Origin of the sequence: Nocardia sp. NPDC049737, from assembly GCF_040674755.1 — a bacterium.
Taxonomy (GTDB): Bacteria; Actinomycetota; Actinomycetes; order Mycobacteriales; family Mycobacteriaceae; genus Nocardia.
In genome coordinates this window covers 100,387-122,268 of the sequence record NZ_JBFANH010000027.1, presented here as the reverse complement: position 1 = coordinate 122,268, position 21,882 = coordinate 100,387, and the positions used below count along the sequence as shown (strand labels likewise).

General features: G+C 66.3%; 19 protein-coding genes, 1 tRNA gene and 1 pseudogene. 14 read left to right on the top strand and 7 right to left on the bottom strand.

The genetic code is table 11. The features are described from left to right. Nucleotides 1-17: 17 nt before the first annotated feature. Together AB0J47_RS31320 and AB0J47_RS31315 are read right to left on the bottom strand one after the other, a co-directional pair. Entirely contained in the window at nt 18-161 is a 144-nt protein-coding gene (locus AB0J47_RS31320) for a hypothetical protein (RefSeq protein ID WP_364354140.1), read from the bottom strand. Further along, nucleotides 158-1,555, bottom strand: coding sequence for a hypothetical protein (locus tag AB0J47_RS31315; RefSeq protein WP_364354137.1), 1,398 nt, complete (start codon nt 1,553-1,555; stop codon nt 158-160). Before AB0J47_RS31315 ends, AB0J47_RS31320 begins: the two co-directional genes overlap by 4 nt. A 108-nt stretch (nt 1,556-1,663) precedes the next feature. On the opposite strand from AB0J47_RS31315, the gene AB0J47_RS31310 reads away from it, so the two are divergent. Then, on the top strand, nt 1,664-1,921 hold the full coding sequence (locus tag AB0J47_RS31310; protein WP_364354134.1) for a hypothetical protein: 258 nt from the start codon (nt 1,664-1,666) through the stop codon (nt 1,919-1,921). A gap of 79 nt (nt 1,922-2,000) precedes the next feature. Here AB0J47_RS31310 and AB0J47_RS31305 read toward each other — a convergent pair whose 3' ends face one another. After that, the gene (locus tag AB0J47_RS31305; protein WP_364354131.1) at nt 2,001-2,294 is read right to left on the bottom strand and encodes a hypothetical protein; all 294 of its coding nucleotides are present in this window, start codon (nt 2,292-2,294) and stop codon (nt 2,001-2,003) included. A 171-nt stretch (nt 2,295-2,465) separates the two neighbouring features. On the opposite strand from AB0J47_RS31305, the gene AB0J47_RS31300 reads away from it, so the two are divergent. Continuing rightward, on the top strand, nt 2,466-3,683 hold the full coding sequence (locus tag AB0J47_RS31300) for a helix-turn-helix transcriptional regulator (RefSeq protein ID WP_364354128.1): 1,218 nt from the start codon (nt 2,466-2,468) through the stop codon (nt 3,681-3,683). A gap of 41 nt (nt 3,684-3,724) precedes the next feature. Here the strand turns inward: AB0J47_RS31300 and AB0J47_RS31295 are convergent, their stop codons facing one another. Further along, nucleotides 3,725-5,206, bottom strand: a complete 1,482-nt coding sequence (locus tag AB0J47_RS31295; RefSeq protein WP_364354125.1) for a recombinase family protein — start codon at nt 5,204-5,206, stop codon at nt 3,725-3,727. A 22-nt stretch (nt 5,207-5,228) separates the two neighbouring features. On the opposite strand from AB0J47_RS31295, the pseudogene AB0J47_RS31290 reads away from it, so the two are divergent. The 6 genes and pseudogenes from AB0J47_RS31290 to AB0J47_RS31265 form a co-directional block, all read left to right on the top strand. After that, nucleotides 5,229-5,804 (top strand): annotated as a pseudogene (locus tag AB0J47_RS31290) (ATPase, T2SS/T4P/T4SS family); the annotation flags it as partial. A gap of 318 nt (nt 5,805-6,122) precedes the next feature. Further along, nucleotides 6,123-6,914, top strand: a complete 792-nt coding sequence (locus tag AB0J47_RS31285; RefSeq protein WP_364354122.1) for a hypothetical protein — start codon at nt 6,123-6,125, stop codon at nt 6,912-6,914. A gap of 41 nt (nt 6,915-6,955) precedes the next feature. Beyond that, nucleotides 6,956-7,573, top strand: coding sequence for a type II secretion system F family protein (locus AB0J47_RS31280; RefSeq protein ID WP_364354119.1), 618 nt, complete (start codon nt 6,956-6,958; stop codon nt 7,571-7,573). Between the two features lie 684 nt (nt 7,574-8,257). Further along, nucleotides 8,258-8,443, top strand: coding sequence for a DUF4244 domain-containing protein (locus tag AB0J47_RS31275; RefSeq protein WP_364354254.1), 186 nt, complete (start codon nt 8,258-8,260; stop codon nt 8,441-8,443). A gap of 62 nt (nt 8,444-8,505) precedes the next feature. Further along, nucleotides 8,506-8,820, top strand: coding sequence for a TadE family type IV pilus minor pilin (locus AB0J47_RS31270; protein WP_364354116.1), 315 nt, complete (start codon nt 8,506-8,508; stop codon nt 8,818-8,820). A gap of 794 nt (nt 8,821-9,614) precedes the next feature. Further along, nucleotides 9,615-9,995, top strand: coding sequence for an Rv3654c family TadE-like protein (locus AB0J47_RS31265; protein ID WP_364354113.1), 381 nt, complete (start codon nt 9,615-9,617; stop codon nt 9,993-9,995). Between the two features lie 328 nt (nt 9,996-10,323). On the opposite strand, the gene AB0J47_RS31260 is transcribed toward AB0J47_RS31265, so the two are convergent. Further along, the gene (locus AB0J47_RS31260) at nt 10,324-12,642 is read right to left on the bottom strand and encodes a DEAD/DEAH box helicase (RefSeq protein WP_364354110.1); all 2,319 of its coding nucleotides are present in this window, start codon (nt 12,640-12,642) and stop codon (nt 10,324-10,326) included. A gap of 499 nt (nt 12,643-13,141) precedes the next feature. On the opposite strand from AB0J47_RS31260, the gene AB0J47_RS31255 reads away from it, so the two are divergent. The 5 genes from AB0J47_RS31255 (at nt 13,142) to AB0J47_RS31235 (ending at nt 18,935) form a co-directional block, all read left to right on the top strand. Beyond that, nucleotides 13,142-13,348, top strand: coding sequence for a cold-shock protein (locus tag AB0J47_RS31255; protein WP_011206895.1), 207 nt, complete (start codon nt 13,142-13,144; stop codon nt 13,346-13,348). A gap of 354 nt (nt 13,349-13,702) precedes the next feature. Next, nucleotides 13,703-16,501, top strand: coding sequence for a type I DNA topoisomerase (gene topA / locus AB0J47_RS31250; RefSeq protein ID WP_364354251.1), 2,799 nt, complete (start codon nt 13,703-13,705; stop codon nt 16,499-16,501). 66 nt (nt 16,502-16,567) lie between these two features. Next, complete coding sequence (locus AB0J47_RS31245) at nt 16,568-17,071, top strand: DUF664 domain-containing protein (RefSeq protein ID WP_364354107.1); 504 nt, start codon at nt 16,568-16,570, stop codon at nt 17,069-17,071. Nucleotides 17,072-17,442: 371 nt separating this feature from the next. Continuing rightward, nucleotides 17,443-18,648, top strand: a complete 1,206-nt coding sequence (locus AB0J47_RS31240; RefSeq protein WP_364354104.1) for a DNA polymerase III subunit delta' — start codon at nt 17,443-17,445, stop codon at nt 18,646-18,648. Between the two features lie 211 nt (nt 18,649-18,859). Then, a tRNA-Thr gene (locus AB0J47_RS31235) sits at nt 18,860-18,935 on the top strand. A 24-nt stretch (nt 18,936-18,959) separates the two neighbouring features. Here the strand turns inward: AB0J47_RS31235 and AB0J47_RS31230 are convergent. Continuing rightward, nucleotides 18,960-19,391 (bottom strand): hypothetical protein, encoded by a 432-nt coding sequence (locus AB0J47_RS31230; protein ID WP_364354101.1) that lies wholly within the window; start codon nt 19,389-19,391, stop codon nt 18,960-18,962. 94 nt (nt 19,392-19,485) lie between these two features. Between AB0J47_RS31230 and AB0J47_RS31225 the strand changes: the two genes are divergently transcribed. Further along, a complete protein-coding gene (locus AB0J47_RS31225) occupies nt 19,486-20,961 on the top strand; it encodes a multicopper oxidase domain-containing protein (RefSeq protein WP_364354098.1) in 1,476 nt (491 codons plus the stop codon). 10 nt (nt 20,962-20,971) lie between these two features. On the opposite strand, the gene AB0J47_RS31220 is transcribed toward AB0J47_RS31225, so the two are convergent. After that, nucleotides 20,972-21,448 (bottom strand): DoxX family protein, encoded by a 477-nt coding sequence (locus AB0J47_RS31220; RefSeq protein WP_364354248.1) that lies wholly within the window; start codon nt 21,446-21,448, stop codon nt 20,972-20,974. Nucleotides 21,449-21,882: the final 434 nt, after the last annotated feature.

Genomic DNA, 21,882 nt, shown 5'->3' with positions numbered 1-21,882 from the left:
TGCTCCTCAAGTGTGCTCTACGGCGTGCCGTACGCCGGTTCGTCGTCTGCGTCGCCGTAGCGGCTCAGCATCTTGCAGATGCCGCACAGGGTGCCGTCATCGCTCGGACGCAGTACCCGGTGGCACTGTTCACAGCGCACAGCGTGCCGCTGGCCGGTCATGACTTTTCCAGCAAGGACGCGATCACGGCGTCGCCTCCATCGGCTGCGAATGCCCGATGGTCCATGCCGACCGTGACCGATGGGACCACCTCCGGCCGGACCAGGTGCGCTGTCTCTTCCGCGATCTGTGCCGCGACGGACTCAGCGCAATACGGCGTGCGGACCTGGGTGTATCCGGCCCGGTGGTCGGCAAGCATCGTCATCACACCCACGAAGTCCTCATGTTGGAGATGGATCGGTGAGCAGTCCGGATGCCGATGGATGTCAGGGCCGAGTGCCGCTTGCGCCGCTTCGTCGGTTCGCACGGCGAAGGACAGCGACGCGGAAGCGTTGGCGCTGATCTGCGAAGGGATCGCGTCCGCTGTCCCTTTCTGTGTCGTCAGCACGGGCAGGATGCCGACCGCTTGACACTTGCGCACGAGGCCAGCGACGCGCGCAGCGTTGTCGGCCGCCACGGCATTACGCCGCTGCATTTCCGGATCACCGAACGCGGAGGTCGACTCGAAATAGGTGTGCGCCTCGTCGATTATCGGCATGATCAACGGCCACTCGGGTGATGGCCCGGCGTCCCAGAAGTTGCGGACGCCGAGCGCTTGACGGATGGTCGCCGATCGCATTTGCCGCATGATCTCGAGTTCCCGAATCCACTGGTTGAACGTGTAAACGTCGTCACCAATGACCGAGAGCGCACGCGGTGCCACGTCCATGTAATCGCCATCGGTGCCGAGCGTGCTCTTACCGTCCGCGATCAGGAATTGCACGCTGTCACTCGGCGCGAGGTGCGTGATCAAGCCGAGCAGCAGTGATGTCTTGCCGTAGTTCGGCAATCCGTAGACGCACAGCCCCGAGCCGTGGTGCAGCCGGATGCGCGCATCACGTCCGAACGAGTCGACGCCCGCCACGTAATGGCGAAGGTCGGGAGCGGTGCCGGTCGGTACGTACACGGTCGGCACACGCAGCGGGTCACGGCGCACAGCGCGCACGGTGACGCGGTTCGGTTCGGTCTGCTCGACGGCTACCCGGACCATGCGCCATGCGTCGCGCAGGTCTACGGAGTTGGCCTCGAAGTCCGTCGCGCGGACCGTGGGAACGAGTTCGAAGTCCGCCGTAACGCCGTTGGCATCGGCCTTTACCCGCTTCAACTTGGGGTAGCGGATCTTGCCCGGCTGTGCGGGGCCGCCCGGCTGTGCGGGCACGTCACGCAGGACCATTCGCAGACGGCGGGCCAGTGGTTTCCAGCCGCGCCGGATGCGGATACCAGCACGGTAGGAGCTACGGGTTTCAGCGTCCTTGGCGAGCCAGTATCCGGGACCGAAACCGCCCGACCACGCCCCGGCATAGGCGGTGGAGAGTGCCGGTACGGCGGCTGTAGCTGCGATGAGCACGGCGTTCACGATTCGAACCTCCGGAATTGGCAGAGTGTGTCACTACTGACACACGGTGCCAGTACCGGCAGGGTGTGTCAACTCTGACACAGTCGTCAACATGGCACACTGTGTCACATGAGACACACCCTCACCCCCGACGAGAACGCCGCGCTGGACGAGCTATTGCCGCCGGACCGCCGAACCGGTGACATGGACGCCGACCTTGCGGCAGCGATCCGAGTCGCCCTGGCGCGGCGTGAGGACAACGCGCGTCTATGTAGCGCGGTGATCGTCGCTCTTCATCGGCGCACGGGTTCATGGCGCACCTTGGAGCGGCTGACGGGCATCCCACAACGCACGGCGCGGAGGTGGGTGGGTAAGGCTCTGCGCTGAGGTCAGCGCTCAGGCCAGAAGATCGCCAGCGCCGTAACGGCGGCGGGCAGGCCGACCACGATCACCCACCCGAGCGCGATCATCGGTGCACCCCACCGAGGACGGACCAGCGGGCGAAAGACTCACGCGGGCAAGCGCATTCGACATCGGCAAACCCCATCAGCCGATTCAGGGTGTGCGCGTCCAGGTGCGCCGAGGACGGCAACAGCACCACGTCGACGCCGAGCCCCTCAGCCTGTTCGACCAGACCGAGCACCGAGCCCGCGTCGGCCCAGTGCAGCACGTAGCCCAATCGCCGCGCCAACCGCCGAATCTGGGCCTCATCCCATTCCGACGTCGGTGATGTCGGGTCTAACCACGCGAGCGCTTCCATTCCCCTGCGCCTTCCACTGTGCGTGTTGGTGGGCACCCGCCGCCGAGGACTTCGCATCACCCGGCGGCGGGGCTGGTTTGAAGCGTGTCAGCGGCCACGGCGTGTTCTGTCCCACCGTGGGACAATGCCCGTTGAGCGGGTATTCACGGCCAGCAACGGGAAGGCGCGCACGTGAGCGACGACCAGCACGAAGACCGGTACATCGGGCAACGGGTCCGCGCGATCCGGGCGCGGCGGGGCATCTCGCAACAGGTGCTAGCCGACCGGGCGGGGCTAAGCCGTGGCGCGGTCGCCAAGTACGAGAACGGCGAACGGCCCATCGACTCGCGCCGCACGCTGCTGGCTCTGGCCTCTGCGCTGGGGGTCACGCTGGGTGACCTGACCGACCACGAGCAAGACAAGCTCGACCCTGCCACCGCCGGATTTCATGCGGCGGTGCCCGAACTGGAAACGGTGCTGTGGTCGCGGGGCAACATCACCGACACCCGCCCGGCGCAGTCGCTCGATGAGCTGGCGGCGCTCACCCGCACCGCTACGAAGCTGCGCCACGATTGCGATTACGCCACGCTCGGGCCGATGCTCGCGCCGATGCTGACCGACGCCTACCACCATGTACGCGAGACCGAGGCCGAACAGGCTTGGGACGTGCTGGGGACCGTGGCCTACGGTGTCGCGTCGGCACTGCGGGCACGGGGCTATTACGCGCTGGCATGGACCGCCGCCCAGGAAGCCGAAAGCGCTGCGAGCCACGTCGGGGCGGCTGCGCCGATCGCCGCAGCTGCGTTCATCCAAGGTCAGATACTCCTGTCGCGCCCCGGTGCGCTGCCCGCCGCGCTGGCTACCACTGTCGGCACCGCCGAGAAGATTGCCGCCGACGTGCGAACGGGTGGCGAGATCGAGACATACGGGATGCTGCACCTACAGGGTTCGATCGTCGCGGCCACGATGGGCAGCGACCCGGAACCGCACCTTGCCGAAGCGGCCGAGCAAGCGGACCGGTTGGCCGAGGCCGAACCGAATACATCTGTGGCGCGCAACGAGTCCTTCGGCCCGGCGAATGTGGCGCTGTGGCGGATGTCCGCCGCTATGGAACGTCGTGAGCCCGGTCAGGTGCTCGCGCTCGCACCTACGTTGTCCCCGGTCGCCCTGCCGAACGAGGGGCGGCGCGCTCAATACTTCGTGGAAATCGGCAAGGCGCACGCCATGCAGAGGAACTACCGCGAATCGCTGTACGCCCTGTTGCGCGCCGAACACGCAGCGCCCCAGCATGTCCGCACCATGTCCCCGGTGCGCGAACTCGTCGGGCACATGATGCGCACCGCACGGCGTGACCTGACGACCGGTGATCTCGGGAAGCTCGCGCAGCGAGTAGGCGTCGTGCCCGTGTGAGATGAAGACACGGAATCCGCTGCCTTCCAACGGCTTCCGGGCTACTGCTTCCACTCCAGCGAGATGTACTCGGGGCTGAAATACGCGCCGGATACGCGCCGCCCCTTCGGCGCGGGGAGCACGGTCACGCTCAGCAGCATGTCCACGATGGCGCGTCGGTGGCCGAGACTCAGCCCATCACTGCGGTCGGGTTGCTTGCCGAACCACGTTGAGCGGATGTCCTGGCCCTCCAGTTCGGCCAACGGCGACCGCATACCCAGAGACGCTAGGGCCGAGTCGATTTCGGACACCTTGGCTTTCAGCGTGGCCGATGCGGTGGACAACTGGCGTGCGTCGATCTCCCCGGCGGCGAACAGATCAGCCAGCGAGTCCAGCCGTTGCCGCAGCGCAGCCTGTTCGAGCCGCAGGGCCGCCACATCGTTGCCGCTGCCAGCGTGTCCGGTGGTCAGCTTCCGCAGCGCGTCCGGACGCTCCAGACGGGCAACGACGGTTTCCTCCACCAATCCGTCCAAGCGCAGCGCATCGCGGTTCACGTGCTGTTCGCCTATCAGCTCACGCGACTTGCACCGGTAGACCTTCGCGCGGTTGCTGCTCGCGGCGGATACGCGCAGCTCTGCCTTGCCGCACACTCCGCACAGGTACACCCCCGAGCCGAGCCACTTCGGCGTATTGCCCGGTGCGGTGCGCCGCGATTGGTCGGTTACCACGGCGTTCGCCGCGTGCCAGGTGTCCTCGCTGACCAGGGCGGGCCACTGTGCCTTGCCGACTACTTCGCCCTTGTGGGCCGACCAACCGGCATTCCGGTGCCGCGTGATGATGTCCCGGACGGTCTGCGAGGTCCACGGCCCGCGTGCCGTCGCGGTCGGGATACCACGTCGATTGAGATCAGTCACGATCTGACGCAGTGACACCCCGGCTACGGTCTGCTCGTACATGCGCACGATCTCTCGTGCTTCGTCCTGGCGCACGGTCACGCCGTCGGATTCGAATCCGTAGGGCCGTGCGCCGCCGTGAAACCTTCCTTCCGTGGCTTGCTGGACGCGCGCCGCCTTGATCCGCGCGCCTTTGTGCTCGGACTCGAACCGGGCCACCGCGCCGAGCTGGCGCGCCACCATCCGGCCGGACGGCGTGGTCAGGTCCCATATGCCTGCCTGGACGGTCTGGACCTCTGTCCCGCCGCGTTCGAGTAGGGCAATGAAGTACTCCAGTTCGATAGGGGAGCGGTGCAACCGGTCCGGGTGCCAGGCGATCACCATGTCGAACTGTCCGGTCTCAATGGCTGCGGTCAGCCGTTCGTACTCCTTGCGCCGCTTCCCGCTGTACGCGGAGGTGTCGTTGTCCGTGAACGCGGTGATATGCACCACAGCTCCGCGCTGCGCTGCGATCTGTTCCGCGAGCTTCCGGCAGTCCGATTCCTGGCGTGCGACGCCGAGCCCTTCGCCGCTACGATCCTGGGATATCCGCAGGTAGATGGCTATGCGGAGGATCGAGAGCTTGCCCGTGGCGGCCTTCTTGGTGGTCATGATTCAAGTGTGTCACAACTAAGGTGCGGGCAAGACAACACTGCTGTCCGGCCTACTGGCCAAGGCCGCCGCCGATGAACGCATCATCTGCGTCGAAGACGCCGCCGAACTGGCACCCCCACACCCCCACGTCGTGCGCCTGGTAGCGCGCACCGCGAACATCGAGGGCGTCGGCGCGGTGACCGTCCGTGACCTCGTCAGGCAGGCCCTGCGAATGCGCCCCGACCGAATCGTCGTCGGCGAAGTCCGTGGCGCCGAGGTAGTCGACCTCCTGACCGCCCTGAATACCGGCCATGACGGCGGCGCGGGCACAGTCCACGCGAACTCACCCCGCGAGGTCCCCGCCCGCCTGGAAGCCCTTGCCGCATTGGGCGGTATGGACCGCGCCGCCCTGCACAGCCAACTCGCCGCAGCCGTCCAGGTAGTACTGCACGTCCACCGCCGAGCCGACGGCTCCCGCGTCCTCCGCGAAATCGGCATCGTAGACCGCGACCCCCAAGACCGCGTCACCATAACCGCCGCCTGGCACGCCGACCAAGCCCCCACCCCCGCCGCCCCCACCCTCACCCGCCTCCTCGCCGAACGGCTCGACCGATGATCGCGGCAGCGACGCGCTCAGGAGTTGGTGGACGGATGGTGCGGTTGCCGTGCTTGGTTGGCGAATGGTTCGGCCGGTGATCGCGGTGGCAGGTGCGCTCAGGAGTTGGTGGTCGGATGGTGCGGTTGCGGTGCTTGGTTGGCGAATGGTTCGGCCGGGGATCGCGGTGGCAGGTGCGCTCAGGAGTTGGTGGTCGGATGGTGCGGTTGCGGTGCTGGGTTGGCGAGCGGTTCGGCCGGTGATCGCGGTGGTAGTCCGCTCGAGAATTGGTAGTCGGATGGTGCGGTTGCCGTGCTTGGTCGGCGAACGGTCCGGTCGATGATCGCGGGATTGGTGTGTCTGGCGGTGGGGGTTTTGCTGGTACCGCCGCCGAGTTGCCGTCGTCGGTTCGTCAGGTTGTTCGCGGCGTCAGGTGATGCTCGGAAGTTTGGGCGGGGCAGTGGGTTTCGGGTGGCGTTCGGCGTTGTCATCGTCGGGGCGTTGGCTGTCGGTGTCGGTCTGCTGGTTGCTGTGGTGTTGGTTGGGGCAACCGTCGGTATTCGGGTGCGACGGGCTAGCCGGGAGCGGCGGCACAGTGCAGAGTGCGCCTATCTGTTGGATGCGCTCGAGGCCGTGATCGGGGAGCTGCGGGTGGGTGCGCATCCGAGTGCGGCGGCGGCTGCTGCCGCGCAGGAGTCGCGCGGGGCGGCCGCACGTGCCTTCGCGGTGAGCTCGGCGCGCAGCAGGCTCGGCGGCTCCGGCGCGGACGGGTTGCGCGATCCTCATTCCATCGTCGATGCCGAACTCGCCAGGATCGCTGACGCCTGGCAGGTCGCCGAGCACCACGGTCTGGCCCTCGCGGAACTACTCTCCGCTGCTCGCACCGACTTGTTGGGGCGCATTCGCTTTCGCACGCGCACCACTGCATCACTGGCCGGTGCGCGCGCCACTGCGGCGGTCCTGGCGGGTCTGCCGCTCCTGGGTATCGGCCTCGGCCAATTGATGGGTGCTGCTCCGCTGCACGTATTGCTGAGCCCGGGCGCCGGAACCGTACTGCTGCCACTCGGTGCGGCACTGGGGTGCGCTGGCTTGCTGTGGGCCGACGCGATCACGCGAAAGGTCTTCGTATGAAACGAATCTGCTGGTTGTCCACACATGCGAAAGGGTGGGGAATGGCTGGAATTATCAGTGCGCCAGTGCTTTTGCTCGCGATGGCATTGATAGTGCTACCCGGTCGAGTTACGGTGAATCGGCGATTGCGGGCGCTACGGGAGGTGGGCACGCAGCCGGCCGCCCCGGCATCTCCGCGCGGCCCCAATAGCGACCCGCTGGCCGTGGCCTCGGTATTCGACCTGTTGGCCGCCTGCCTGCGAGCCGGGCTGCCGATGGCATCCGCAGCCCGCGCTGTGGCACCCAGCGCACCGCCTGCCCTCGGCGCGGCATTGAGTAAAGCAGCCGACCTGCTGGCACTTGGCGCGGACGCGGCAACCGCCTGGGACCAGGTGGCCCGCGACGGCACAGACCAACCTGGCGCCGAAGAGGTCGACGCACTGGCACGCATGGCGCGTCGCTCCGCCCGTTCCGGCGCCTCACTCGCCACCGCCGTCGGCGAACTGGCCGAACAGCACCGCAGCGGCGTCGAAGACGCGGCCGCCGCCCGCGCTGAACGCGCCGGAGTCCTGATCGGCGGCCCCCTAGGCCTCTGCTTCCTCCCAGCCTTCGTCTGCCTCGGCATCGTTCCCGTAGTAATCGGCCTCGCCAGCCGCGTCCTCGGGGGTGGACTGCTGTGAAAACCGCATGGCACGGAAGCACCGCATCACCAGTGACGAGCGCGCGAACGACCGAGCTGCGAAAAACAAAGCGAGGCAACGTCGGTCCCGACAATGCTGCTGCTTCGGACAGCACAGCGCGGCACGCTACCGAGCCGTGGACGGTCGCGTGCGATGTCGAATACGACGTTGCTGAGCTGCCGAGTGCTGCCCTCGCGAGGGTTGAGCTGTGCGGTGCGCGGCTGGGGCGTGCGCGGCTGGGGCGAGTGTGGCTGGGGCGAGTGTGGCGGCGCCGATTAGCGACGCGGGGCATCGCTGATTCGGTGCGGGGCGCGCACGGTGCTGTCGAGCGCGGCGTTGTGGAAGGTGGCGTTGAGCTGCCGAATTCTGCGCTCGGGCTATGTGGTGCGGTGCCGGTGCGTGCGCGGCTGGGGCGAGCGTGTGGGCGTCGATTAGCGACGCGGGGCATTGCTGATTCGGTGCGGGGCGCACATGGTGCTGTCGAGCGCGGCGTTGTGGAAGGTGGCGTTGAGCTGCCGAGTGCTGCCCTCGCGATGGTTGAGCTGTGTGGTGCGGTGCTGGTGCGTGCGCGGCAGGGAAGAGCGTGTCGGCGCGGAGTAGCCGCGCCGGCGGGAATGAGAGGGGAAGACGGTGCGAATAGGGATAATGCGGGATCGGGTAGTGCGGCGGCTGGGGGCCGTTGGCATGGAGGTGCGAGCTCGGGTGCTGCGGGTGCTGGTCGTGGACGACGGGATGAGTACGGCGGAGTATGCGATCGGGACTATTGCGGCTGCGGCGTTCGGGGCCGTGCTCTATGGGGTTGTGACTGGGGACAGCATTGTGAACGCGCTGACGAAGATCATCGACAAGGCGTTGAATACCGCGGTGTAGCGGAGAGTAGTTGTCGATTAAACTACTGCGGTACAACGCATCTCGGTGACGATCGGGGTGCGGTGACGGTTGAGGCGGCGATCGCGCTGGCTGCCATCGTGGTTGCGGTGGTGCTGTGCGTCGGTGTCTTGCTCGCGGCGTCGACGCAGGTGCGCTGTGTCGACGCCGCTCGCGAAGCGGCCCGGCTGGCTGCCCGCGGTGATCAAGCGAATGCGGTGTCGGCGGCTCGGCGGGTAGCTCCACCGACCGCCGACATCTCGCTGGGCAGTGAGGGCGACAAGGTAGTCGCGGCGGTCTCCGCCCGCGCGCCTCTACTGCCCTTACTGGTCCTGCACGCCGAGGCCGTCGCTACCCGCGAGCCAGGAGCCGAGCCGTGACCCCCAAGGGCCGCCCAACGGCCACCGACGTGCCACCGGGCACAACACAGATGAAGGACAGCGATGTGTCGCGCCACCGGAGCGCGGCGGTAAGGATGCGCAGTGACCGAGCAGTAGAAGCCGCCCCGCCGAACAGTTCTAGCTGTCGACGAAGCGACCACAGCCAACGCGACATCGTCGACGGGCGAATCGCACGTCCTCACTGCGCCACCGCGGCCAGTCGACTCGACCATGGCTCCAGTGCGTTTGCGCCAGACGGCGCACCAGGACCTGACGTCGCAGTGTGGAGGCGTCGGGACGGCGAGGTCGACCGCGTGTGCCGAGCGTTCGGCTCCAGCAGTCGCCGAGTCGGCAACGGGCGCTGTGTGTTTCCACCCGGGCACGGCATTGTCGCCACATGGACGCGTTGCCGCTGCGCCATCAGAGCCAGCCGACTCGGCCATCGGTGCAGGGCATTCGGATCAGGCGGCACGCACTCGACTGGCCCCGCCGTGCGACAGACCTGGCACGGTCGAGTCGACTGCGGGTGCCGAGCATTACAAACCGCAGGCGGCCGAGTTGCCGATGCGCGCGGTGTCGTTGCGCGAGTTGGTGGCCGTGGGCACGGCGTCTTTGTGCGGCGGCTCCGGGCGGCCGGTCGAGTCGAGGGGGGTTGCAGCGAGATTGTCTCGGGCAGCGCGCAGTGGCCTCGTTTCGCGCGGTGCGTCCGGGCGGACAACCGCGCCGGCCGAGGGGGCGATGCAATTGCGTCCGGAGGCGAGGACGGCCTCGGTGGAGCGGAGCAGGTCCTCGGAGTGAACGCGGTCGGCGAGGCGCGGCGGGGAGGGCGGGATGAGGGCGTTGCGACGCTGTTCGCCTGTCTAGCGCTGGTCGCGCTGATCGGCGCGACGCTATTGATCGCTCAGGTGGGGGTGGTGGTTGTGGCGCGGCATCGGGCGCAGGCCGCGGCGGATTTGGCGGCATTGGCGGCGGCTGGAGAACTGGCGCGTGGGGCCGATGTCGGCTGTGCGGAAGCGGGGGAGATCGCGCTACGGATGGGAGTGCGGATTCAGCAGTGTGAAGTCGTGCAGTGGGATGCGACCGTCACTGTTGAAAGGAATGTACCAATGGGTCTGTTAGGAAAGCAGACTGTTCGCGCGACTGCGCGTGCGGGACCCAAAGAAGAAGGAGTGTGACCGGTACGTACATGCACTCGCCAGTGGTACTTCACGATGGCGGAATGCGGTAATTGGGATGCTCGAATAAATGCGTCATTGCCTATATTTACTTAGTGCCAAGAAGGCAATCGAATGAATCCGCACGTCGGATGCTAACGCCGTGGCAATACCTCAGTTAACATGAATCTAATCCTCTTTATTCGGCGGGTCGAGACACCCGACACCGCGGGGCGGGCCACGTCGACCGGCGCCGGTAATCCTTGGTGACCACCCGGAAAGTGGACAAGCGATCACATTGGGAGCTCGGCAGTGTCACGAATCGACCCCGGCGCCTGCGCCGGGCCGTTCAGTGGCCTGTATCGGCGCCCAATTCGCCCAGAACCGCGGCCAGCAGGCGGGCCGCACCAGCCTTGTCCAGCGGATGGTTACCATTGCCGCACTTGGGTGACTGCACGCAGGACGGGCACCCGACCGTGCAGGTACACGTCTCGATCACCGCGAGTGTCGCGGACAACCAGCGATGTAGCTGCGCGAACCCACGCTCGGCGAAGCCCGCGCCACCCGGCTGCCCGTCATAGACGAACACCGTCGGCAGTCCGGTATCGGGATGCTCGGCGGTCGAAACGCCGCCGATATCCCACCGGTCACACGTCGCGACCAGCGGCAAAAGGCCGATCGCCGCATGTTCGGCGGCGTGCAGCGCGCCCGGCACCCGCGGTGTAGCCAGGCCTGCCGCGGCCAGCAGTTCAGGGGTCACCGTGTACAGCACCGCGCGGGTCGACAGCGTCTGCTCCGGCATATCCAGCTCGACCAGGTCCAACACCTCGCCCGTGCGCAGCGTGCGTAGATAACCGATCACCTGACTGGTGACGCTGACCTGCGCCAATGCGGTGGTCACCCGACCGTGTCGGCGCTGTTCGGTCACCGCGTCGACCGTGATCGAGGTGATCTGTCTGGCGCTGGTGGTCCAGCCGGGATCGGTACTGCGCACGAACGCCACGCCGCCCTCGAGATCCAGTTCATCGACCAGGTAGGTATCGCCTTGATGCAGGTGAACGGCCCCTTCGTGCAGCGTTGCCCGAGCTCGCCCGGCGTCGGCGGTGCCGAGCAATCTGCCGGTCTCGCCGTCGACGATGGCAATGGGTGTGCCGATGCCACCGCGCACGTCGACGGCATCATGCGGCTGCGCCTCGGCGGTCGCGAACCAGCGCGCGCTGCCGTCGCGAACCGCGCCGTTCCGGCGTCGAATCAACCCCTGACCTGCGAGATCGGTGAGCACCTCACGCGCACCGAGCGCATCGACCTCATCGTCGGTGAGCGGCAGTTCCAGCGCCGCGCACAGCAATTGCGGGCCCAATACATAGGGATTGTGTGGATCGGTGATGGTGGCCTCGATCGGCTTGTCCAGTAGCGCCTCCGGGTGGTGGACCAGGAAGGTGTCCAGCGGGTCGTCCCTGGCCACCAGCAGCACCAACGACCCCTGCGTGCGCCGCCCCGCGCGCCCGGCCTGCTGCCAGAACGAGGCGACCGTACCCGGAAAACCCGAGATCACGACCGCATCCAACCCCGCGATATCGACCCCGAGTTCCAGCGCATTCGTAGTGGCCGCTCCCAGTAGCGACCCATCCGATAGCGCTACCTCCAGCTCCCGCCGATCCTCCGCGAGATAACCCGCCCGATAAGCGGCGATCCGCTCACTGAGTGCCGGATCGACCTCGGCGAGCAGCCGGCGTGCCTCGATCGCGGTCAGCTCAGCGGCCCGCCGTGACCTGACGAATGCGAGCGTGCGCGCGCCCTCGCATACCAGATCGGCCATGATCCTGGCCGCCTCCGAGCTCGCGGATCGCCGAACGGGTGCACCGTTTTCCCCGGTCAGAGTGGTCAACAGCGGCGGCTCCCATAGTGCGATGGTGCGCGAGCCTTGCGGCGATCCGTCCTCGGTGACTGCCACGCATGGCGCGCCGATCAGCCGGGAGGCGGCGGCCGCGGGCTCTGCCGTGGTCGCAGAGCAGAGGATGAATACGGGGTCCGCACCGTAATGGGCCGCGATGCGCCGCAGCCTGCGCAGCACCAGTGCCACATGCGAACCGAATACGCCCCGGTAGGCATGGCATTCGTCGACCACCACGTAGCGCAGCCTGCGCAGCACTCTGGCCCATCGCTGATGCGAACGCAGCATGCCGACGTGCAGCATGTCGGGATTGGTGAGGATGAAGCGGGCATTCGCGCGCACCCATTGCCTGACCTCGGCCGGTGTGTCGCCGTCGTAAGTGGCCGGATGGACATCCCGCAACGGCCCCTCGTGCGTCAATTCCGCTATTGCCCGCAGTTGGTCGGCGCCCAATGCCTTGGTCGGCGCCAGATAAAGGGCAGTGGCGAGTGGATCTTCGCGCAATGCGGTGAGCACCGGCAGTTGGTAGCCGAGCGATTTCCCGGATGCTGTCCCGGTACTGACGACCACGTGTCGGCCGCTCGCGGCGATGTCGGCGGTTCTCGTCTGATGAGTCCACGGCGCCTCGACTCCGGCGGCCCGCAACGCGGCGACGACATCGGGCGCGGCCCAATCAGGCCAGGTAGTGGTGGCTGCAGGGCGTGCGGCGAGTTCGACGACATGGGTCAGGCGGGTGTCGTCGTCGGGGCCCGCATTCAGGACACGATTCAGCAACGATCGCCCGTAACTTCGGCCGTTGCTGGCCCGTGGCCGACTTACCGGATCGGTCGGATTCACGACTCGAACTCCGCGACACGCACAGAAAGTGTGAAACGTGTGCGCTTGGGAAGCTCCACCTGCCATTTCGATACCAAATAGCGACCTGGGTCACAGCCTGTTTGCCAGACGCTGGCTCGGTTATCCGTAAGCAAACGAACCACAAGTCTGGATTCCGGCATTGTGTCCCTCACCTGCGCATTCGCTAGATCAACTTTTTTGCAAATTGTCGGTAACTCGACTGTTGAATTGCTCGAAGACATGGTTCACTAGTTCCTGGTCGCAAGCTTCTGTGTTCGAGGGACGGATCCAAAGTCCAAACCGTCAGCAGGATCGATGTTGCGAACGCTGTGCTTGGTGCTTTCCTGCAGGGGGAACCAACAGTACAACGGTCGGAACGGACCCGGTGGATGAACCTACTTGTCCGCCGTTCCGGTAAGAAAAGAGAAGGAACAGAATGGCACAGGGAACTGTGAAGTGGTTCAACGCGGAGAAGGGGTTCGGCTTCATCGCGCCCGAGGACGGCTCCGCTGACGTCTTCGTCCACTACTCCGAGATCCAAGGGTCGGGTTTCCGCACCCTCGAGGAGAACCAGAAGGTCGAGTTCGAGGTTGGCCAGGGCACAAAGGGTCCGCAGGCCACCGGAGTTCGCGCGCTCAGCTGAGCGACGCAACGATTCGCTCGTCCCTCACCACCGGTAACGGAGGTGAGGGACGAGCTATATCTGGGGTAAGACAAAAACCGGCGCGTACCTGCGGTGCGGTCGTAGCGCGGCAGGCACTGCATACTGATCACCAGGGACGCAGGTACGCTCTGTGGTTCGAGTCGCAAGCGCTCGGCCACACGTCGCGTCAAGGTATAAACGTGTCTGGTGGCAACGTCCTCCCCGTCGCCGCCGCTTGCCCCAGCCGCGCACAGCGCGAAAAAGCGCAGCGCGGGTCGATAAGGAAAGGTGTATTCGCCGGTGGCAACACGAGACCGCGGTGCAGCCGACCAGGGCCGTCCCCTGCGTCGTCTCGTGATCGTCGAGTCCCCGACAAAGGCCCGAAAAATTGCGCCCTATCTGGGTCGCAATTACACGGTCGAGGCCTCTGTCGGTCATATCCGGGACCTGCCGCGGGGTGCCGCGGACGTTCCCGCCAAGTACAAGGGGCAGTCCTGGGCGCGCCTCGGCGTCGACGTCGACAACGACTTCGAGCCCATCTATGTGGTGAGTCCGGATAAGAAGGCCAAGGTCTCCGAGCTCAAGAGCCTGCTGGCCGATGCCGACGAGCTCTACCTCGCCACCGACCCCGACCGCGAGGGTGAGGCCATCGCCTGGCACCTGTTGGAGACGTTGAAGCCCAAGGTGCCGGTGCGACGCATGGTGTTCCACGAGATCACCGAGCCCGCCATTCTGGCCGCCGCGGCCGATACCCGCGATCTGGACAACGATCTGGTCGACGCGCAGGAAACCCGGCGCATCCTGGACCGGTTGTACGGCTACGAGGTCAGTCCGGTGCTGTGGAAGAAGGTCATGCCGCGGTTGTCGGCGGGCCGGGTGCAGTCGGTTGCGACCAGGGTGATCGTGCAGCGCGAGCGCGAGCGGATGGCATTCCGCTCGGCCGAGTACTGGGATATCGCGGCCAAGCTGGATGCGGGCGGGGAAAACGGCGACGCCACCAATCCGCGCACCTTCGGGGCGCGCCTGGTCAGTGTCGACGGGACCAGGGTGGCAACCGGCCGGGACTTCGGGCCGGACGGGCAGCTCAAGGGCAATGGCGTGGTCGTCCTCGACGAGCCCTATGCCCGCCGCCTCGCCGAGGCGCTCGAGGGCGCCGATCTGGTGGTTTCCTCCGCGGAGGCCAAGCCATATACGCGTAAGCCATACGCGCCGTTCATGACCTCGACCCTGCAGCAGGAGGCGGGCCGCAAGCTGCGGTTCAATGCCGAGCGGACCATGCGGGTCGCGCAGCGGCTATACGAGAACGGCTACATCACTTACATGCGTACCGACTCGACCACGCTGTCGGAGTCGGCGATCGCCGCGGCCAGGTCGCAGGCGACCCAGCTGTACGGCGCGGAATACGTGCACCCGACGCCGCGGCAGTACACCCGCAAAGTGAAGAACGCGCAGGAGGCGCACGAGGCGATTCGTCCGGCGGGCGATACCTTCGCGACCCCGGGTCAGCTGCACGCGCGCTTGGACAATGACGAGTTCCGGCTCTACGAGCTGATCTGGCAGCGCACGGTCGCCTCGCAGATGGCCGATGCCAGGGGCACCACGCTGACGCTGCGGATCACCGGTGTCGCGGGTACCGGCGAGGAATGCGTGTTCTCGGCCTCCGGTCGGACCATCACCTTCCCGGGCTTCCTCAAGGCTTACGTCGAGAGTGTCGACGAGGAGGCGGGCGGTCAGTCCGACGACGCCGAATCCCGGCTGCCCGCGCTCGACGAGGGCGAGCGCGTCACGGCGGTGGAGCTGAATCCCGATGGGCACAGCACGAATCCGCCCGCGCGGTATACCGAGGCCTCGTTGATCAAGACACTCGAAGACCTCGGCATCGGTCGACCTTCGACGTATTCGTCGATCATCAAGACGATTCTCGACCGCGGATATGTGTACAAGCGCGGCAGTGCGCTGGTGCCGTCGTGGGTCGCCTTCGCGGTGGTCGGTCTGCTGGAGGCCTACTTCGGTCGGCTGGTCGACTTCGACTTCACCGCCGCCATGGAGGACGACCTCGATGCCATCGCCGGCGGTCGTGAGCAGCGCGGAAATTGGTTGTCCAGCTTCTATTTCGGTGGCGATCACGGTGTCGAGGGTTCGGTCGCGCGCTCCGGCGGTCTGAAGCGGATGGTCGGTGAGCAGCTCGATGACATCGATGCGCGCGAGGTCAATTCGATCAAGCTGTTCGTCGACGACGAGGGTCGCGACGTTGTGGTTCGGGTCGGTCGATTCGGACCGTATCTGGAGCGGATGGTCGCCAATCCCGATGACCCCGAAGGGGATTCGATATCACAGCGGGCGAATCTGCCCGATGATCTGCCGCCGGACGAGCTGACCGCGCAGGTCGCCGAGAAACTGTTCTCGACACCGCAGGAAGGACGCCTGCTCGGTAAGGATCCGGCGACCGGACACGAAATCGTCGCCAAGGAAGGACGTTTCGGTCCGTACGTCACCGAGATCCTGCCGGAGCCCGCGCCCGAGGACGCGCCCGCGCCCGCGAAGAAGACCGCGAAAAAGGCTGCGGCGCCTAAGCCGCGGACCGGATCGCTGTTCAAAGATATGGATCTGGCGACGATTACGCTCGACGATGCGTTGAAGTTGTTGTCGCTGCCACGCGTTGTCGGTGCCGACCCGGCCTCCGGTGAGGAGATCACCGCGCAGAACGGACGCTACGGCCCATATCTGAAGAAGGGCACGGATTCTCGTTCGCTGGCCAATGAAGATCAGATCTTCACCGTGACGCTGGACGAGGCGCTCAAGATCTACGCCGAGCCCAAGCGGCGCGGACGCCAGGCCGCCAGTGCCGCGGCGCTGCGCGAACTCGGAAACGATTCGGCGACCGGTAAGCCGATGGTGATCAAGGACGGGCGCTTCGGTCCGTATGTCACCGACGGTGAGACCAATGCCAGCCTGCGCAAGGGCGACGAGGTCGAGTCGATCACCGACGAGCGGGCCTCGGAGCTGCTCGCCGATCGGCGCGCGCGTGGTCCGGTGAAGAAGACGGCGAAGAAGGCGGCGGCGAAGAAGACTCCGGCCAAGAAGGCGACGGCGGCGAAGAAGACCGCAGCGAAGAAAACCACCGCCAAGAAGACGGCCGCGAAGAAGGCCTGACGGTTTCGTCGGTGCCTTGCCGTAGCCTCGCCCCGGTATCGGAGCATCGACCGGGAAGGGGCCGCCATGGCGATCGATCAGGAGCGCGAAGATCTCATCCTCGCGCTCGACAGTCAGCGCGCGCTGTTTCGAATTACCCTGCGGGGTATCGACGAGCAGCAAGCGCGGCAGCGCACGACCGTCAGCGAGTTGACCCTCGGTGGGCTGCTGCACCATGTCGTCAACTGCGAGCGGCACTGGACAAAGGTCATCGTCGAGCGCGATGAGACGGCCGAGCAGGAACTGGCCGAATTCGAGGGTGAGTATCTGATGGCGCCCGACGATACGGTTGCGGGACTGCTGGCCACCTGGGACGAAGTGGCGGAGGCGACCGCGAAGCTGATTCGCACCGATCCGGATCTGAGCACGTCCATCCCGACCCCGACGACACCGTGGACGCCCGACCGCGAGTGGTGGACCGTGCGCTTCACCCTGCTGCACGTGCTGCGCGAGATCACCCACCACAGTGGGCATGCCGACATCATTCGAGAGGCGCTCGACGGCGCGAACACCACTTATCAACGAGTGTGATCGACGGCAGTATGGATGCCATGGACCTCGAGTGGATTCGCCTCGCGGGCTATGAGAACCTGCCGGGTAGTCCGCATCCGTTGGCGGGTGTGCGCGGTTGACTGCGGGACCGGGGTATCGACTGGATGTCGGTTGCCGCCGATGGCATCGGCTGTGGGCCCGACGGTCATTGGCACGGTTGGATCGATATTCGGAGATCCGCGGCGGTGCCGCGCAGGCTCGGATCGCATCCCGATCAGCCGACCGCACGGCTGCTCGGACCGCCACCGGCAGGATGGCGCACGCCGCCGCGGAACGCCGATCAGCTGCGATCGTGACGCTCGGACGGCGCGAGGACGAGCCTGTCGGTGGGGATGGCTAGGGTGTACGGCGTGGCGGGTGTCTTCGATCGGCTGGTTGGGCAGGATGCGGTCGAGTCCGAATTGCGGGCGGCCGCGGTCGCCGCGCGCGGAGGGGCCGGCAATGGTGCGATGACGCATTCGTGGCTGTTCACCGGGCCGCCCGGATCGGGGAGATCCGTTGCGGCGCTGTGTTTTGCGGCCGCGCTGCAGTGCACGGACGAGGGTGCGCCCGGCTGCGGTCGGTGTCATGCGTGCACGACCACGATGGCCGGAACGCACGGCGACGTGCGGCGGGTGATTCCGGAAGGGCTGAGCATCAGCACCAAGGAGATGCGCGAGATCGTGCAGATCGCCTCGCGGCGGCCGAGTACCGGTCGATGGCAGGTGGTGCTGATCGAGGACGCCGACCGGTTGACCGAGGCGGCGGGCAATGTGCTGTTGAAGGTGGTCGAGGAGCCGCCGGAGCGGACAGTATTCCTGCTGTGCGCGCCGTCGGTGGACCCGGAGGACATCTCCGTGACGCTGCGGTCGCGCTGTCGGCATGTGCATCTGGTTACACCCTCGGTGCCCGCCATCGCGCTGGTGCTGCGAGAGCGCGACAAGCTCGACGAAAAGACCGCCACTTGGGCGGCATCGGTGAGCGGCGGCCACGTCGGGCGAGCTCGACGGCTGGCTACCGATGAGCAGGCGCGTGCTCGCCGGCAGCGGGCGCTGGCGTTGGTGGGTGCGGTTTCCCGGCCCGGTGCCGCTTATACGGCTGCGGATGAATTGGTGAAGTCGGCCGATGACGAGGCGAAGCAGATGAGTGCGGCCCGTGACGAGCGCGAGCGCGACGAGTTGGCGACCGCACTCGGCGCGGGTGGCACCGGCAAAGGCGCGGCGGGCGCTACCCGAGGCTCGGCCGGTGTGCTCAAAGACCTGGAGCGCAGGCAGAAATCCCGCGCCACCCGCACCGGCCGCGATGCCCTCGACCGCGCGCTCATCGACGTAGCTGGTGTCTACCGCGATGCTCTCGCTGTCCGCTTCGGCGCCGCCCGCAACGGTTCCGGCGTCACCCTCACCCACCCCGATATGTCCGATCAGATCCACGACCTCGCCGACCGCGTCCGCCCCGAGGGCCTGCTGCGCTCCATCGAAGCCGTCCTCGCCTGCCGCGAGGCCCTCGACCTCAACGTCAAACCCCGTTTCGCGCTCGCCGCCATGGTCGCCACCCTCATCTCCGCCCAATCCGCCTAGCCGATTTCGATCGGCACCCAGCCGTCGCCGCGTTTCACTCGTAATGAAGAGGTCGGGGGATTCGACCCGCCTCAATGCTCGACCGGCAGGTTATGCAGCCGACCGAGAGACCGGCTGGAAGCCGCCGCCGGGTCTGCCGATCGCGCTGCGATGACCTCCCGTTTTCGCGATCCGACCGCCGAGACGATAGACTCGCCACGCCGAAAGGCACGCCGCCTTAGCTCAGTCGGTAGAGCGCTTCACTCGTAATGAAAAGGTCGGGGGTTCGATTCCCCCAGGCGGCTCCAGGTCAGAGGATGTTTTTGGTGGCTTCAGGACCACTGTTCGAGAACCCCGGTGTGCCAACGTTCGGGAGAATTTCCGTAGAACGCCTGCTCGTTGGCTTCGGATCTTTGGGTTGTGGGTCGCTGAGAGACAGTGAGATTGGTCAGCCCGAGCAACGCCAGGATTACTGCGGCGATGGCTATCAGCTGGCTGGCGCGAAAGGGATCGCACTGCGCCGATACCCCAGTAGCCGGAGACCGGCAGGCGCGTACCGATGCCGAGTGTGCCCGGGTGCGGCCGGTGAAATTGGCGATCTCGAGCCCCGACACGGTGACTCCGACGATGCCGCGCATGCTCAGCGCGATCCCGAGTGCCACGCACGCCCATGTGCCGTAGCGGACCAAGCGGGCAGTCACGATGAATCGCACGCTGCGCGTATCGCGCGCCCACAGCGCGGGCCGGGCCGCACCCTGATTCACAGCCGCACGGTACCGGCATTCGATATCGTGTCCTGCATTCAGGATTCTGCCGCAACTTCGATCTGCTGAGACAGCCGAAGGACGTGCATCGACTATGCCTGTTGATCGTCGTGGTTTTCTCAGATGGAGCGGCGTGGCCGTACTGGGTGGTGCGGGGGCGAGTACCGCCACGGTGACCGGGTGCTCGCGCCCGCAGTCGGGCCCAACGAGCAACGCCGACTACACGTTGCACATCGTTCGTAGCCGGATCGAGGTAGCCCCGGGCCGGACGGTGTCGACCACCACCTACAACGGTCAATTCCCCGGCCCGCTGCTCAGATTCACTGAAGGTGAGCAGACCACCATCGATGTCCACAACGACACCGACACCCCTGAGCAACTGCATTGGCACGGGCAACATTTGTCCGTCGATGTCGACGGCTCGGCTGAGGAAGGCACACCGTTCATCCCGGCCCACGGCATGCGCCGCATCGTCTTCACCTGCGGCCCGGCCGGGCTCCGCTTCTATCACACCCACCTGACTCCCGGCGCGGATCTGTCCGGCGGTCAGTACAGCGGCCAAGTCGGCCCGGTCTTCATCGAATCGAAACAGCATCCCGGAGCCTACGATCAGGAGATCTTCCTGACGCTCAAGGAATTCGAACCCGCCCTGAGCCGAGAGGACGACATGCCCGGCGACTTCCTCGCCGGTGAACCCATACCGGAACTGAGTGACCGCGGCGAGGCCGCGATGGCCGCGTCACTTGCGCTGGGCACCGCGCACGGCTACGAGGTCGGCTACCGCACGTTCAGCATCAACGGCCGCGCCCTCGGCCATGGTGACCCGATCCGCGTCGAATCCGGTGAACGGGTCCTGCTCCATGTGCTCAACGGCAGCGCAACCGAAACCCGCAGCCTCGCCCTGCCCGGCCACACCTTCACCGTCATCGCCCTCGACGGCAACCCCGTCCCGAACCCGGCTCAGGTGCCGGTGCTGTGGCTCGGTGCCGCCGAACGCATCTCGGCGATCGTGGAGATGACCAACCCCGGCGTGTGGGTGCTCGGCGACACCGCCGACGACGACCGCGAGAACGGCATGGGCATCGTGGTCGAGTACGCCAACCGCACCGGCGATCCGCAATGGGTCACGCCGCCACCGTTCACCTGGGACTACCGACTGTTCACCACACCCGACCGGACCGCGGCGGTACCGGATCAGGTGATCGACATGCTGATCGACAAACGTAACGCCGCCCGCAACGGGTTCAACGAGTGGACGATCAACGACACTCCATTCTCGATGGCGGCCGGACAGCCCGTCTTCGACCTCGCTCAGGGCAAGCGGTACCGGCTGCACCTGCGCAACGCCACCGACGACATCCACCCCATGCACCTGCATCGGCACACCTTCGAAATCACCCACGCCGCAGGCACACCCACCGCCGGAGTACGCAAGGACGTCGCGATGCTCGGCGGCTATCAGGTGATGGATATCGACTTCACCGCCGACCAGCCCGGCCTGTCGCTGCTGCACTGCCACAGCCAACTGCACATGGACTTCGGGTTCATGGCTCTGCTGCACACCATCTGACCGGACACGGCTACGAAACCTGTTCCGCCGCAACATCGGTCGTTAACGACCTAGCCCGAGCACCGCGGATGATGATCGCGTCGATAGACCAGCGGCCGGGGCCGATCCACAACAGGAATATCAGGCCGCACAGCATCGCGAAATCGGTGCGTGCGTCGTGCGCCATCCCCCAAAAGCCTTGCACGCCTTGGAATCCACCCGGACGCAGCTCGCGCAGCTTGGTCAGCAGGATCGCCAAAATAATGTCGATGAGCAGCGGGATCGCCGCCAGGCGTGTCAGCAACCCAATCACAATCAGTGTGCCGCAAACGATTTCGACCAGACCGTCCAGGTTCGCGAAGAACATCGCGGCGGGGATACCGATCTTGTCGAACCGACCGGGCCCCAGCTTGTCCGGGTACAGAAACTTCTGGATCCCCTCACTGAGGAACACCAACCCGACCGCCACCCGAATACAAACCACCGCGCCTGGCCCATCAGCACCCAGCAGCTCCGCCCACGACCTCCGACTCGATCCAGCCACCGTGACATCGCCTCCCGATATCGCAGATCACCGCCGCGCCGAGCCTACCCACAACCGGTAGCGCTCGGGCTACCGACGTTGGCGGGCCGGACCGTTGATGTCAGGATTCGCGCGGGGGTACCGGGCCTTACCGCCCGATATCCTCATGTCCACCTTCTACTACGGCTACAGGGATCGATAGCCCCGACCGAGCGAGAGCGGCGAACGGACTCACCCGCTCCGAATGGGACCCTGTCTCCAAACAACCCCTGTTCAAACCCGCCGCCGCGCACATCCGTCTGCTCTGCGTCGACTGTGGATCCGGGTCGGGTGCGCTGGGCCGGGATTGAGCGAATTTCCACTCCGGTGGCCCCAGCCACGCCGTACTCTCGAGTGGCATTGCCTCATGAGAGAGAAAC

What these genes read in the sequence shown, in the direction of transcription:
- AB0J47_RS31320 (WP_364354140.1), bottom strand. Translation starts at nt 161, where the DNA reads ATGACCGGCCAGCGGCACGCTGTGCGCTGTGAACAGTGCCACCGGGTA.
- AB0J47_RS31310 (WP_364354134.1), top strand. Translation starts at nt 1,664, where the DNA reads ATGAGACACACCCTCACCCCCGACGAGAACGCCGCGCTGGACGAGCTA.
- AB0J47_RS31305 (WP_364354131.1), bottom strand. Translation starts at nt 2,294, where the DNA reads ATGGAAGCGCTCGCGTGGTTAGACCCGACATCACCGACGTCGGAATGG.
- AB0J47_RS31295 (WP_364354125.1), bottom strand. Translation starts at nt 5,206, where the DNA reads ATGACCACCAAGAAGGCCGCCACGGGCAAGCTCTCGATCCTCCGCATA.
- AB0J47_RS31285 (WP_364354122.1), top strand. Translation starts at nt 6,123, where the DNA reads ATGATCGCGGGATTGGTGTGTCTGGCGGTGGGGGTTTTGCTGGTACCG.
- AB0J47_RS31280 (WP_364354119.1), top strand. Translation starts at nt 6,956, where the DNA reads ATGGCTGGAATTATCAGTGCGCCAGTGCTTTTGCTCGCGATGGCATTG.
- AB0J47_RS31275 (WP_364354254.1), top strand. Translation starts at nt 8,258, where the DNA reads ATGGAGGTGCGAGCTCGGGTGCTGCGGGTGCTGGTCGTGGACGACGGG.
- AB0J47_RS31255 (WP_011206895.1), top strand. Translation starts at nt 13,142, where the DNA reads ATGGCACAGGGAACTGTGAAGTGGTTCAACGCGGAGAAGGGGTTCGGC.
- AB0J47_RS31245 (WP_364354107.1), top strand. Translation starts at nt 16,568, where the DNA reads ATGGCGATCGATCAGGAGCGCGAAGATCTCATCCTCGCGCTCGACAGT.
- AB0J47_RS31225 (WP_364354098.1), top strand. Translation starts at nt 19,486, where the DNA reads ATGCCTGTTGATCGTCGTGGTTTTCTCAGATGGAGCGGCGTGGCCGTA.